Origin of the sequence: Paraburkholderia steynii, assembly GCF_900100565.1 — a bacterium.
In the GTDB taxonomy this organism is placed as follows: Bacteria; Pseudomonadota; Gammaproteobacteria; order Burkholderiales; family Burkholderiaceae; genus Paraburkholderia; species Paraburkholderia terrae.
Map to the genome: position 1 here is coordinate 24,606 of NZ_FNDI01000007.1, position 12,888 is coordinate 37,493.

The following is a 12,888-nucleotide window of genomic DNA, read 5'->3' on the forward strand; positions in this document are numbered from 1 at the left end:
CGGTGACCGGCATGTCTCGCTCCGTGTGGTTATCGAAACGATCATACCGTGACAATAACCCGTTTAGTCGCGGACGACGTCGGCCCAGCAATTCGGCGTCTCATAGAGACGCACCTTATGCAGCCGCAGATTGACGCCGTAGTGCGCGTCGTAGACGTTCGCGAGAATGTCGAACGCGACGGCGGCGAGGTTTTCGACGGTCGGAATGCGGTCGAGCACGATCGTCTTGTGACCGGCCATCGATTCGAGAAAGCCGCGCACCTGCGTATCGCCTTCATAGACGAGAAACGCGTGATCCCACTTGTCGACGAGGTGCTCGTTCGCGAGCGCCTTCACGTCGGCGAAATCCATCACCATGCCGCGATCCGGCGCACCTTCCGTTTCGACGAGATCGCCTTGCAGCGTGATTTCGAGCACATAGCGATGACCGTGCAGATTACGGCACTGGCTGCGGTGATCGGGAATGCGGTGACCCGCGTCGAATTCGAGTTTTCGTGTAATCGTCAGCACGGCAAATCAGGGAATGTTCAGGTACTTGTGAGTCTGCATCGACAGCCGCCATTGTGGATGACGCTTGCACCAGTCGATGGCGAGCTTCGTATTGATATCGCGCGACGGGCCGTCCATCGGCTGGACGAGGAAATAGTCGAAGTCGAGCTTCGCATAGTCGGCGAGACGCTGGTTTTCTTGCGGCACGACCACTTTCAGTTCGTTGCCTTTGGTCTGCACGAGCGGTGCGTCGGCCTTCGGGCTCACGCAGATCCAGTCGATCGTGTCGAGCACCGGCAGCGAGCCGTTCGTTTCGATCGCGATTTCAAAGCCCTGCGCGTGCAATGCATCGACGAGCGGCTGGTCGATCTGCAGCATCGGCTCGCCGCCCGTACACACGACAAAACGCTGTCCTTCGCCTTCGGGCCACAACGAGGCAATCTTCGCCGCCAGTTCTTCGGGCGTACGGAATTTGCCGCCGTTCTCGCCGTCGGTGCCGACGAAGTCGGTATCGCAGAACTGGCACACCGCGTCGGCGCGATCTTCTTCGCGGCCCGACCACAGGTTGCATCCGGCGAACCGGCAAAACACGGCCGGACGTCCGGCGTTCGCGCCCTCGCCCTGCAACGTGTAGAAGATTTCCTTGACCGCGTACGTCATGCTGCTTTCTGCCCGATGCTCCGTGAAGCTCTGTTGATGTGCGCTTGTGCCGCGTGCTGTTGCTTGTATAAGCCGCTCAAGCGGGTTCCGTGACCTGTTCGCCGTTCAGATACGCCTCGTAACCGCGCTTGCGCAAGCGGCACGCCGGGCACTCGCCACAACCGAAGCCCCACGCATGCAGTTCCGCGCGCTCGCCGAGATAACACGTGTGCGTCTCGACGCGAATCAGCTCGACCAGTTCTTCGCCGCCCAGCTCATGCGCGAGGCGCCAAGTGTCGGCCTTGTCGATCCACATCAGCGGCGTCTCCAGCACGAAGCGGCTGTCCATGCCGAGGTTCAGCGCGACTTGCAGCGCTTTCATCGTGTCGTCGCGGCAATCCGGGTAGCCGGAGAAATCCGTCTCGCACATGCCGCCGACCAGCACGCGCAATCCGCGACGATACGCAATGGCCGCCGCGATCGTCATGAACATCAGGTTGCGGCCGGGCACGAATGTATTCGGCAGACCGTTCGACGCTGCGTGGATCTCGATCTCGCGCGTCATCGCGGTATCGCTGATGGAGCCGAGCACTGACAGATCGATCATGTGATCGTCGCCGAGCCGCTCACCCCACTCGGGGAACGTGCGCGCCACGGCGCTGCGAAATCCCTCGCGGCATTCGAGTTCGACGCGATGCCGCTGGCCGTAGTCGAAACCCAGCGTTTCGACCGTTTCATATCGATCCAGCGCCCAGGCGAGACACGTGGCCGAATCCTGGCCACCGGAAAACAGCACCAGCGCGCTACTTTTGGCGTCTTTGCGGGTCACCGTGAAACTCCGTGTAGGTTGATTGCGTGCGCCAGCGGCCGCGCGCAAGCGGCGACTCGCGCGCCGGCTTCGCGACCTGTTTGAGACCTTCGGCGCGGGCCGGCACGGACACTGGCTCAAGCAGTATAGGCGGCGGCTTTCGCGCGCCAATCTGCTGTGGCTTATACCGTTGATCGTCCGCCAGAGCGTTTCACGCTACACGATGCCTTGGACCTGAAACGAAAAAGGACTTGCGAAGAACACGTGGCAAGTCCTTGATACAGCGGGATTTTATCATGCGCAGCCGAGGCTCGCTCGCGGCCGCTGCACCGCTCATCCCACGCAGCGAACAATATCTTGCCCGCAAATAGGAAAAGCCCCAGGAATCTTGCGATTTCCTGGGGCCGAATCCTGGTGGCCTGGGGCGGAATCGAACCACCGACACGCGGATTTTCAATCCGCTGCTCTACCAACTGAGCTACCGGGCCAACGAAGAAGCGAGAGTATAGCAAGCACTTTTGGCTTTCTCAAGCCCCTCCCGAAAAAAACTTGAGCGGCGCTTATTCGCCCTTGTTCTTGCCGAGATCGACGCCCAGCTGCTTGAGCTTGCGATACAAATGCGTCCGCTCGAGCCCCGTCTTTTCCGCGACGCGCGTCATGCTGCCGTTCTCGCGCGCGAGGTGATACTCGAAGTACGCGCGCTCGAAGGCATCGCGGGCGTCGCGCAGCGGAATGTCGAATGAAATCGACGCCGTCTGCGCGGACAGCATGCCGCCGCTCAGACTGTCCGCCGACATCATCGGCAGCGCAGCCGCCGATGCCACCGCCGAAGCATTCGTCGCCATCGCAGGCTTCGCTGCCACGCCGCCCGCCGCGGGCGCCGCGCTGCCGCGCGCGAGTCCCTGCTCGACGGCCTTCAGCAGCTTCTGCAGCGCGATCGGCTTTTCAAGGAAGTTGAGCGCGCCGATCTTGGTCGCTTCAACCGCCGTATCGATGGTCGCGTGACCCGACATCATGATGACGGGCATCGTGAGTAGCGCTTGCGCGGCCCATTCCTTGAGCAACGTGACGCCATCGGTATCGGGCATCCAGATGTCGAGCAGCACCAGATCGGGTGCCAGGCGTTGCCGGTAGTCGCGCGCCTCCTGCGCGTTCTCCGCGACCTCCACGACATGCCCTTCGTCGCTCAGGATCTCCGAGAGCAATTCCCGGATGCCCATTTCATCATCTACCACCAGGATGGTTGCCATTTAAGCTGCCCTTGTCTGCACTGTTGCTTTTGTCTTTCCCTGCGATGCACCGCCACTGCCGTGTACCGCCTGCGGCCCGCTTCCAGGCGCCGCAGCCTTGTTGTCTGCGAGTTGTAGGAAGAGGATCGAAATTTGCGCGCCTTCGATCACATCGCCCGCCCTCAGGCGGTTGCGAATGTCGATCCGTGCGCCGTGTTCATCGACGATCTTCTTGACCATGGCGAGTCCAAGACCTGTTCCTTTGGCCTTGGTCGTCACGTAAGGTTCGAACGCGCGCGTGAGGATGCGCGCGGAGAAGCCCGGACCGTTGTCCGACACGGTCAAACGCACCGCGACGCTCACTTTGCCCTCTGCATCGGGATCGCCATATTCTACTGTCCTCGTCTCGAGCAACACACGCGGTTGCCCGATATCGGCGACAGCGTCCTGTGCGTTCTGCAGCAGGTTATGGATCACCTGACGCAATTGCGTCGCGTCACCTCGTATAACGGGCAAGTCCGCCAATTCGACGACAATCGGCGTCTTGCCTTCTTCGATTCCGTACAGCGTCAGCACTTCGCTGACCAGTTCGTTCAATTGCAGGTTCGAAAGCACGGCGGGCGGCGTGCGCGCGTAGTCGCGGAAATCGTCGACCATCTGCTTCATCGCGGCGACCTGATTCACGATTGTAGTGGCACCGCGTTTCAATACGTCTGCATCCGATGGCGAGAGCTTGTCAGTAAGCTTCATCTGCAAGCGCTCCGCCGAAAGCTGGATCGGCGTAAGAGGATTCTTGATCTCGTGCGCGAGACGCCGCGCGACTTCGCCCCATGCGATCGAACGCTGCGCGGAGATCACGTCGGAAATATCGTCGAACACGACGACGTAACCGGACGTCTCTTCATCGTCGCTGTCGCTGCCCGCCGCCGACACCAGCCGCGCGCCGCGCACGAGCAGCGTCAGCGGATCGGCTTCGCCCGGAACCTGCAGCGACATCTGCTGCTGCCAGTGCCCCGTATCGCGCTGATCGTCGCCGCCTGCCGCTTCGAGGTCCGCGAACGCCTTGCGCACCATCGCGCCGAATTCGCTCAACACGCTGATGCGATCCAGCGACGAACCGAACAGCGACGCGAACGGCTGACGGAAGATACGCTCCGCGCCGCGATTGGCCGTGGTCAGGCGGAACTGCCGGTCGAACACGAACACGCCTGCTGTCAGGTTCGCAAGAATGCTTTCGAGGTACGCCTTCGAATGTTCGAGCGCGACGCGGTTCGCTTCGACGGCTGCGCGTGCTTCCGACAGCTGCCGTGTCATCGCGTTGAACGACTGGGTGAGGAAGCCAAGTTCATCGCGCGACTTGATCTCACGCTTTGGCGTGTAGTCGCCTTCCGTCACTTCCTTCGTGCCCTGCGCGAGCAGGAACAACGGCCGCGCGAGCTGATTGCCGAGCGCGAGCGCGAGCATCATCGCGATGAAGGTCGCGAGGAACAGCGCGAGCGTCAGCGTGCCGATATACATCTTGCGCAAGCCCGTGCGCCCAATCGCTTTTTCCTGATATTCGCGATACGCGCGCTGCACGGCATCCGCGTTGCGCGCCAATGATTGCGACACGGGCTGCGTGAGTTGCAGGAAGCGCTCGGTCGGCTGCAACTGCGAGGCGTTGGCGTCGGGAATGCGCTGCACGATACGCAGACGCAATGCGCCCTTCGCGCCACGCGCCTTCGGATCGCCGTCCACTTCGCCTTCGATCGATGCAAAGCCACGGCCACGCGCCTGCTCGATCATGATCGGCGTGGGCAGATCGCTGGGCACCAGCGACGCGTAATTGCTGGTCGCCTGCGCGACCACGTGCATCTCCGGCGTCGGGCCCGACATACTGCGCGACGGCTCGACGATCGTCGCATCCTGCACGCCGAACTGATCGCGCAAACGCAACAGCGTGAGCGTCGTGCCGGCGGAATCCGCGCTCGCGAGCTGCTCGGCCATCAGGCGGCCTTTGGTTTGCAGATCGGACAGCGACGCGTCGAGCATGCCGCGTCCGAGATTCAGCCCGGAGGTCAACGCGGTTTCGACATTCACATCGAACCACGACTCGATACTGCGCGACACGAACTGATACGACACGATGTAGATGATGCCGCCCGGCACGACGCCGACCAGCGCGAAGAAGAACGCGAGCTTCGCCAGCAGCCGCGTGCCGAACTTGCCCTTGCGCAATCGCGTGACGATGATGACGACGAGCACCGCGACGATCAGCATGAAGATCAGCGCGACAACCACGTTGGCCGCGTAGAGCCAGCCGTAGTAGCGATCGAAGAACTCAGTATTCGCACTCGCGGCTGCGAGCAGCACGAGCAGCAGGACGGCCGTGACGGCCACCGTCGACACCAGCACCCGCAGGACGAGGCTGCCGACACTGGTGGCGCGGCGTACTTTATTTAGCACGTTCGGTCACCGTGAAGGTAAAGCGCTTCCAGTCGGAAGCGAGGTTCCAGTCGCGGTTGTTGACCGCGTCGATCTGGAACGGCTTGGGCATCAATGCGATATCGAGCTGCATGCGCACCGATGCAGTGTACGTTTCTCCCGGATGAACCTGATTGCGATCGATCACATGCCATGACGTGACATGCTTGATCACGGACAGCGCCTCGTTCAGCGACGCGAAGCCGAGCTGCAGACCGCCCGTCGATACACGGTACTCGCGCGTGAGCGGCTGGAAAGAAAGCCGGATGCTTTGCGAGACGCTCACCGGCTGTTCGTCGAACCAGTACCAGCGTGGTCGGCTCAGTTCGAAGTCCGTCGTGAAGTAAACCGGTATGCCTTTGTTGACGGCGTCTTCGAGATTGCTGTTCAACTCGAACTCGAAACGCGCATCGAGGCTCCAGCCGCTGCCGTCGGATTGCAGAGACGCACGCTGCACGGCGATCGATTCGGCTCGCGCCGGCCCGGCTGCCGTGAGGCAAAGGGCCAGCGCAATCCAGAGCGCGGCCACGAGCCGAAGCGGAAGAAAGCGTTTGATGATCACCGTTTCTGAAAGCGCGCGTAGAAGAATCCGTCGTGGTCTAAGCTCGAACCAGTGCTTTGTCCGGCGCGGGAGCCAGCCGATACGTCGGCGGGCGCGCGGGCGACTGCTGGGAGCAGTTGCCCCGGCGCGTCCAATCGTACCGCATCCGCGTGCTGGTTTCCAAACCACTGAGCCTGCAACTCGCCTTCTTCGGGAAAGATCGAGCAGGTAACGTACAACAACTCGCCGCCCGTTTTGACAAGCGGCCACAGCGCTTCGAGAATGCGGCGCTGTTCTTCGACGAGCGCGGGAATGTCCGACGCGCGGCGCAGCCAGCGAATGTCCGGATGACGGCGCACGATGCCCGAAGCCGAGCAGGGCACGTCGGCGAGAATGCGATCGAAGGGTTGATCGGCGGCGTGGTGCCATTGCGCGGGATTGCCCGCATCACCGACCCGCACATGCGCGTCCAAACCCAAACGCTGCAGGTTTTCGCCGATGCGTCGTGCGCGCGTCGCGTCGCTTTCGAGCGCGATCAGATCGATATCGGCGAGTTCGAGCAGATGGCCCGTCTTGCCGCCAGGTGCCGCGCATGCATCCAGCACGCGCATGCCGTCGCGCACGCCGAGCAACTGCGCGGCCAGTTGCGCACCGGCGTCCTGCACGGAGACAACGCCTTCGCTGAAACCGGGAATGCGATCGACGGGCATCGGCGTGTCGAGACGCACGGCATGGTCGCCCACCTGAGTCGCGGCGGTCTGATGCTCGCGCAACGTTTGCAGGTATGCATCGACGGTGGAGCGGCGCGCGTTCACGCGCAGCGTCAGCGGACCCTGGCTGTTGCCCGCGGCAAGCATGTCCTGCCATGCGTCGGGCCATGCGTTGCGTACGGCGTCGATCCACCAGACTGGGTAATTCCAGTGAGCGACAGCGTTGTTCTGTGCATCGGCCAGCAACGCCTCGCGCTCGCGCAAGAAGTTGCGCAGGACTGCGTTGACCAGCCCTTTCGCGAACGCGATCTCGCGCCGCCCACCGATCGCTTCCACAGCCTGATCGACGACCGTGAAAGGCGCGTAGGCGGCGTTGCTCTCGTCATCGGCCAGCAATGCGAGCGCGCACGCGAGCACATGCGCGATATGCGGAGGCGGTGCCTTGCGCACGAGTTTCGCGACCAGCCATTCGGCTATGCCGAGTCGGCGCATCGTCCGGTATGCGATGTCCTGCACGGCGCCGCGCGACGCCGTCGCGACGGTTTCCGGCAACGACATGAAGATCGACTGCAACGCGGCCGGCAACGCCGCGCCCTGGCGAACGGCGCCGATGGCTTGCGCCGCAGAGTCGAGCGCGAAGCCGAGGGACTCGGGTGCCAGATGCAGCGCCGTCAGACGGGAGTCGCGCGAACGCTGCGGCGAAGCAGGCTTGGAAGGCTTTCGGGTCATTAAGAGGCGAAAAACGGGCGCGCATGGACAGTGTCGCGCAAACGCCACATTGTAGCGTGACACGGGTCGAGGGCCGGCGGCACAAGGCCGTGCGATTCGAATTTGAAAGGAAAAAGGGGCGAGTTGAACTCGCCCCTTTGCGATGCTGCCGCGAAAGTCCGGCCGAAGCCGACCTGCCCGCTTAGTCGAAACGTCCCGTGCGCGCCATCTCCATCAGACGCGCAATGCGCTCCTCCGTGGCCGGGTGCGTCGAAAACAGGTTCGCGATGCCGCCGCCCGACAGCGGATTCATGATCATCATCTGCGCGGTGGCCGGGTGCGCCTCGGCCGTCGGGAACGGGATGCCGTTCGCATAGCGATGAATCTTGTCCAGCGCCGACGCAAGCGCCTGCGGGTCGCCCGAAATCTGCGCGCCGCCACGGTCCGCTTCGAATTCACGCGCGCGGGAAATCGCCATCTGGATCAGCGCGCCCGCGATAGGCGCAAGCAGCGCGACGGCGATACTCGCGATCGGATTCGACGGACGGCCGTTCTCGTCACGCCCGCCGAAGAACATCGCGAAGTTCGCGAGCGCCGAAATCGCGCCCGCCATCGTCGCCGAAATAGTCGAGATCAGAATGTCGCGGTGCTTCACGTGCGCCAGTTCGTGCGCCATCACGCCGCGCATTTCGCGCTCAGACAGCACGCGCAGAATGCCTGTCGTCGCGGCGACGGCCGCGTGTTCCGGATTGCGGCCCGTTGCGAAGGCATTCGGCTGGTCTTCATCGATCAGGTAGACGCGCGGCATCGGCAGACTGGCGCGTGTCGAGAGTTCGCGCACCATCCGGTAGAACTGCGGCGCGCTCGTTTCGTCGACTTCCTGCGCGTTGTACATGCGCAGGACCATCTTGTCCGAAAACCAGTACGAGAAGAAATTCATCCCGAGCGCGATCAGCAACGCGAGCATCATGCCGCGCTGGCCGCCGATCATGCCGCCGATCACGATGAAGAGTGCCGTGATCGCGGCCATCAGCATCGCGGTTTTCACCCAGTTGAACATTTCAAAGACTCCTTGCCCGCCACGCGGTTCTATATCCGTGCCGCCTGTTCGCGGCGAATGATTGTAAGCAATTTGTTAGATATGGGCGAGCGCGAAAAATTCAATCACCGCGTTGCCGTGGCGAGCCTGATTCCAAGCCCGACGAATGCGCTGCCGACAGTGCGGTCCAGCCACTTCTTGACGCCGGGCTTGCCGGAGAACCGGCGCGTGACGCTGCCCGCAATCCACGCGACAAAGCTGTTCCACGCCATGCTCATCACGACGAACACGACGCCGAGGGTGAGGAAGGCCAAGCTCTTGTTGTTGCTGTCGGCGGACACGAACTGCGGGAAAAACGACACGAAGAACAGCACGACCTTCGGATTCAGCACATTGGTCCAGAAACCCTGCATGAAAAGCTGGCGAAACGACTTCGGCGCGCCGGGCGCGCGCGTTTCGCCCGTGGCCTGACCGGCTTCGGGCTTGACCAGAAGGAGGCGCACGCCGAGATACACGAGATAGATCGCGCCGACGAACTTGATCACGGTGAAAGCCGTGGCCGAGGCGGCCAGCAGCGCGGTCAGCCCGAATGCGCACGCGAGCGAATGGACGCAGCAACCGGCCGAGATACCGAGCGCCGACATCAGCCCCGCGCCGCGCCCCTGCGCGACGCTTCGGCCGACGATATAGGCCGTGTCGGGCCCGGGCGTGACGTTGAGCAGAAAGACAGCGACGACGAAAAACTCGAAATGGGTGATGCCGAACATGAAATCCTCTTCAGGCAGAGTTGCACCGAAGATTTTAACGCGCCGCACGAATGCGGCGCGCCCTGGCCGAGCGGCATATGGTGCGACGGAACACGCGCCGTTATTGTGATTGCGTGAGGTCGAACCGCTGGCCCGTGGCGAGCGTCGAACCGGCAAGGAAATCGCGCACCGGCAGGCGTTTGCCGCCCGGTTTCTGCAGTTGCGTGATGCGCAACGCGCCGTCACCGCATGCCACGACGACGCCTTCGGGCGAAATCTCGACGATCGTGCCAGGTTCGGCCTGGCGCGGAGCGTCAATCGACATGGCGGACCAGATTTTCAGCACTGAGCCGTCGAGCGTCGCCGCGCCACCGGGGAACGGGTCGAACGCGCGAACCTGGCGCGCGAGCTCGACCGCCGGCCGCCGAAAGTCCAGCGCCGCTTCCTGCTTGCCGATTTTTTCGGCGTAGGTAGCGCCGTCGGCGGGCTGTGGCGTCGCGCCGAGCTTGCCGCTGCGCTCCAGTTCGATCAGCGCGTCGACGATCAGCTTCGCGCCCGTTTCGGCGAGACGGTCGTGCAGCGTCGCTGTTGTGTCGGTGTCGTGGATCGGCGTGCGGACTTCGGAAATCATCGCGCCCGTGTCGAGGCCCGCGTCCATCTGCATCAGCGTGATGCCCGTTTCGGCGTCGCCCGCTTCGATTGCGCGGTGAATCGGCGCCGCGCCGCGCCAGCGCGGCAGCAGCGAAGCGTGAATGTTGATGCAGCCGTGCGGTGCGATGTCGAGCACTTCCTGCGGCAGCAGCAGGCCGTAGGCGGCCACGACCATGACGTCGTGTGGGGTGGCGCGCAGCTGGTCGATGGCGGCCGCGGCTTCCGCCGGGAATTTGCCGTTACGGCGCAGCGAAGGCGGCTGCGCGACCTCGATGCCGTGCTCCTGCGCGTAACGCTTGACCGGGCTTGCCTGCAATTTCATGCCGCGGCCCGCCGGCCGGTCCGGCTGGGTCAGGATAAGCGGCACGGGAAAACCGGCCTCGTGGATCGCGGCGAGTGCCGCGGCGGCGAATTCCGGCGTGCCGGCGAAGATGACGCGCAACGAATGACTCATGTGCTGATAGCGGAAGCGGTCGGAAAGCGCGTTACATCGCGTGCGCGAGCTTTTTCATCTTGCTCTTGATACGCGTCTGCTTGAGCGGCGACAGATACTCGACGAACACCTTGCCCATCAGGTGATCCATTTCATGCTGGATGCAGACGGCGAGCAACCCTTCGCAATCCAGTTCGAACGTTTCGCCCTTCTCGTTCAGCGCGCGCACGCGCACCTGCTCGGCGCGCTCGACGTTGTCATAGATGCCCGGCACGGAGAGACAGCCTTCTTCGTGGATCTTTCTCTCGTCGCTCGACCAGATGATCTCGGGGTTGATGAACGCGCGCAGTTCGTCGTGCGCATCGGATACGTCGATCACGATCACGCGCTCATGCACGTCCACCTGCGTCGCGGCGAGGCCCACGCCGGGCGCGGCGTACATCGTCTCGGCCATGTCGGCGACGAGCTTGCGGATACGGTCATTGACCTTTTCAACCGGCTTCGCGACCTTGTGCAGACGCTTGTCCGGGTAGTTGAGGATGTTAAGTAAAGCCATGGTCCTGAAATTGATTGGGCGCCGACGCGGTTGAACAAGTCGCGCGATTGGCCATTCGGCCAGGTTGTTCGCAAGGCGCGACACGCACAGGATAGATAGTGGCCGAACCGTGTTGATTCAACGCCAGTTCGACGTTCGAGCGCATGTCCGCAGGCTCGCGCGGGCGCGGCGCAGCAGTGGTTTCGGAATATTTCGGATGATGAAAATTTTAGCATGGCGACTGAAAGGCCGGTTGCCGTGCGCGAGGACGCCAGCCATGCAGACGCTTCCCCTGACAGACCAGGAACTCGCCGCCTGGTTGCGGCTTTCGACGGCGCCGGGTCTGAACCCGACCGCCCTTCGCCGCTTGCTCGCAGCCTTCGGGCTACCCGAAGCCGTGCTATCGCAGACATTCGCGGCACTCGCCGAAGTCATCGATGAAGCCACCGCCCGAGCCGCGCTCGCGCCGCCGTCCGCGGACTTTCCCGCGCAGCTCGACGCGGTGCGGGCGTGGCGCGAGTCGCCCGGCAACGTGCTCGTCACGCTCGACGATCCCGCTTATCCGCCTCTTTTGCTGACCATGCCCGATCCGCCGCCGCTGCTATATGTAAAGGGACGGGTCGAACTCCTGCACACGCGCAGCATCGCCGTAGTCGGCAGCCGCAGCGCGACGCCGCAGGGTATCGAAGATGCGACCCGCTTCGCCCGCGCCTTTTCCGATGCGGGGTTGACCGTGGTGTCGGGGCTTGCGTCGGGCGTCGATGGCGCGGCGCACCGCGGCGCGCTTCAAGGGCGTGGCAGCACGGTCGCCGTCATCGGCACGGGCGCGGACCTCGTCTACCCCAGCTCGCATCACGCTCTCGCGCACCAGATTGCCGGACACGGCGCGCTCGTGTCGGAATGGCCGCTCGGCACGCCCGCCCGGTCCGCCAATTTTCCGCAGCGTAACCGGCTGATCGCAGGGCTCGTCGGCGGCGTGCTGGTCGTCGAAGCGGCGATGCGCTCCGGCTCGCTGATTACGGCTCGGTTCGCGAACGAGATGGGCCGCGACGTGTTCGCGATTCCGGGTTCCATCCACGCGCCGCTCGCGCGCGGCTGCCATCGGATGATCAAACAGGGCGCGAAACTCGTCGAAACGCCGGAAGAGGTGCTTGAAGAGCTTGGGTTTGCCGCTCCGCCGCCGCCCGCTCCGGTGCAGCCGCCACGGCTCCGGGCAGTCGCGAAGCCGTCTCCCGCAGAGGACGAAACCCTGCCAGAAAGCGGGACGCCAGTGCCAGCGGAGGACAGACGCCTGCTCGACGCGCTCGGCCACGCGCCCGCCACGCTTGAAATCCTGGCCGAACGCACCGACATGGACGACACGCTGCTGCAAAGCACGCTGCTGCGGCTCGAACTGGCGGGCGAACTCTGTGCGCTACCCGGCGGCCGGTACGTCCGCGCGGCGCGCAACGGGTGACGCCTCGTGCTACATTCGCGCCAAATAACCCATGCAATACCGAAGGAAACCGCCATGCCCGCGCTGAACCTGGACACCGACGCGAAACGGATCGCCGAACTCGTGAATGACAGCGAGACGCTTTTCGTTGCGTGTTTGTGTGCGGAATGGTGCGGGACCTGCCGCGAGTACCGCACCGCCTTCGACACGCTCGCGGACAGGCATCCGGATATCTGCTTCGCATGGATCGATATCGAGACTCACGCCGACCGTTTCGACGACCTTGACGTTGAGAATTTCCCCACAATTCTTATAGAAGACAGCGTGACTACCCGTTTTTTCGGAACGGTCTTGCCGCAGGCGTCGATTGTCGAGCGGATGCTGGTCGATCTGACCGCGCTGCCAGGCGTCAAAGGCGCGCCGAAAATGCGCCCGGCTCTGCTCGAAGCCTGAAACGTCTGT

General features: G+C 63.4%; 13 protein-coding genes and 1 tRNA gene. 2 read left to right on the plus strand and 12 right to left on the minus strand.

The features are described 5' to 3' along the window. Window positions 1-63 precede the first annotated feature (63 nt). From queD to def, 12 genes are all read right to left on the minus strand, one after another. Window positions 64-507, minus strand: a complete 444-nt coding sequence (gene queD / locus BLT65_RS14385; protein ID WP_085954608.1) for a 6-carboxytetrahydropterin synthase QueD — start codon at window positions 505-507, stop codon at window positions 64-66. Between the two features lie 9 nt (window positions 508-516). Beyond that, window positions 517-1,149, minus strand: coding sequence for a 7-carboxy-7-deazaguanine synthase (gene queE, locus BLT65_RS14390; protein ID WP_042305021.1), 633 nt, complete (start codon window positions 1,147-1,149; stop codon window positions 517-519). 76 nt (window positions 1,150-1,225) lie between these two features. After that, window positions 1,226-1,957: a 7-cyano-7-deazaguanine synthase QueC gene (gene queC, locus BLT65_RS14395; protein ID WP_035987203.1), complete on the minus strand. Its 732-nt coding sequence runs from the start codon at window positions 1,955-1,957 to the stop codon at window positions 1,226-1,228. A gap of 391 nt (window positions 1,958-2,348) precedes the next feature. Next, window positions 2,349-2,424 (minus strand) — tRNA-Phe (locus tag BLT65_RS14400). Between the two features lie 72 nt (window positions 2,425-2,496). Further along, window positions 2,497-3,186, minus strand: coding sequence for a response regulator transcription factor EsaR (esaR, locus tag BLT65_RS14405; RefSeq protein ID WP_091778641.1), 690 nt, complete (start codon window positions 3,184-3,186; stop codon window positions 2,497-2,499). Next, window positions 3,187-5,610, minus strand: a complete 2,424-nt coding sequence (locus tag BLT65_RS14410) for a sensor histidine kinase (protein ID WP_091778643.1) — start codon at window positions 5,608-5,610, stop codon at window positions 3,187-3,189. Beyond that, entirely contained in the window at window positions 5,600-6,190 is a 591-nt protein-coding gene (locus BLT65_RS14415; protein ID WP_007581966.1) for a DUF4390 domain-containing protein, read from the minus strand. The genes BLT65_RS14410 and BLT65_RS14415 overlap by 11 nt, the downstream gene beginning before the upstream one ends. Beyond that, window positions 6,187-7,608 carry a 16S rRNA (cytosine(967)-C(5))-methyltransferase RsmB gene (gene rsmB / locus BLT65_RS14420; RefSeq protein ID WP_091778645.1) on the minus strand — a complete coding sequence of 474 codons (1,422 nt, stop codon included), beginning with the start codon at window positions 7,606-7,608 and terminating at the stop codon, window positions 6,187-6,189. The genes BLT65_RS14415 and rsmB overlap by 4 nt, the downstream gene beginning before the upstream one ends. A 181-nt stretch (window positions 7,609-7,789) precedes the next feature. Further along, complete coding sequence (gene htpX / locus BLT65_RS14425; protein ID WP_091778647.1) at window positions 7,790-8,647, minus strand: zinc metalloprotease HtpX; 858 nt, start codon at window positions 8,645-8,647, stop codon at window positions 7,790-7,792. Window positions 8,648-8,751: 104 nt separating this feature from the next. Continuing rightward, on the minus strand, window positions 8,752-9,393 hold the full coding sequence (locus BLT65_RS14430; RefSeq protein WP_091778649.1) for a LysE family translocator: 642 nt from the start codon (window positions 9,391-9,393) through the stop codon (window positions 8,752-8,754). Between the two features lie 100 nt (window positions 9,394-9,493). Next, window positions 9,494-10,477, minus strand: coding sequence for a methionyl-tRNA formyltransferase (gene fmt / locus BLT65_RS14435; RefSeq protein WP_042305027.1), 984 nt, complete (start codon window positions 10,475-10,477; stop codon window positions 9,494-9,496). Between the two features lie 31 nt (window positions 10,478-10,508). Next, window positions 10,509-11,012, minus strand: a complete 504-nt coding sequence (gene def / locus BLT65_RS14440) for a peptide deformylase (RefSeq protein WP_042305028.1) — start codon at window positions 11,010-11,012, stop codon at window positions 10,509-10,511. A 256-nt stretch (window positions 11,013-11,268) separates the two neighbouring features. Between def and dprA the strand changes: the two genes are divergently transcribed. Together dprA and BLT65_RS14450 are read left to right on the plus strand one after the other, a co-directional pair. Next, window positions 11,269-12,447 carry a DNA-processing protein DprA gene (dprA, locus tag BLT65_RS14445; RefSeq protein ID WP_091778651.1) on the plus strand — a complete coding sequence of 393 codons (1,179 nt, stop codon included), beginning with the start codon at window positions 11,269-11,271 and terminating at the stop codon, window positions 12,445-12,447. A gap of 54 nt (window positions 12,448-12,501) precedes the next feature. Next, window positions 12,502-12,879 carry a thioredoxin family protein gene (locus BLT65_RS14450; RefSeq protein WP_042305030.1) on the plus strand — a complete coding sequence of 126 codons (378 nt, stop codon included), beginning with the start codon at window positions 12,502-12,504 and terminating at the stop codon, window positions 12,877-12,879. The last annotated feature ends 9 nt before the right edge of the window (window positions 12,880-12,888 follow it).